At 62.6% G+C, this 610-nt stretch carries 1 protein-coding gene; it reads left to right on the top strand.

Features of this window, described 5'->3' with window-relative positions; genetic code table 11:
* Positions 1–510 (top strand): IS110 family RNA-guided transposase (locus tag ACXJ7R_RS35770; protein ID WP_457155894.1); only part of this gene is annotated, 510 nt, incomplete at its 5' end.
* Positions 511–610 lie beyond the last annotated feature (100 nt).

Raw genomic sequence — 610 nt, 5'->3', positions numbered from 1 at the left:
CCCGCTGACGCACGGCTATGCCTGCGAATGCTGGAGGCACAGCTCCGGGTCGTGAAGGAACAGATCCTCGAAAACGATCGCCGGGTCCGCGCGAATGCGCGAGAGACCGAACTCGGGCGCAGGCTGATGGAGATCCCCGGGGTCGGTCCGCTGCTGGCGAGCGCGTTCATAGCGACCGTCGCCGATCCGCATGCGTTCAAGTCGGGACGCTGTCTATCGGCCTGGATCGGGCTCGTTCCAAAGCAGAACTCGAGCGGAGGCAAGGAGAGGCTCGGCAGCATCTCCAAGGCTGGTAATCGCTACCTGCGACAGCTGCTCGTGGTCGGTTCTATGGCGGTCATCCGCTATGCCGAGCGGAACGGAACCAGGAGGCCATGGCTTATGCAGTTGATGGCGAGGCGAACGACCAAGGTTGCAGCGGTTGCGCTGGCCAACAAGACAGCCCGGATGGTTTGGGCATTGATGACAAACGGCGGGCGCTACAGGGAGCCGGACATTCGCATAGGATAGACAGGGCGAGCGATCGCCGACGAGGTTGGAAAGGGCGCACAGGAGCTAATGCACAAAGCCGGTTGAAACCGCCGGATCAGGAAAACCCACTGGGGCCGTG

It is taken from the genome of Mesorhizobium sp. P5_C1 (assembly GCF_054049815.1).
The sequence above is the reverse complement of the archived record's forward strand: the minus strand, read 5'-3'. Positions and strand labels throughout refer to the sequence as shown.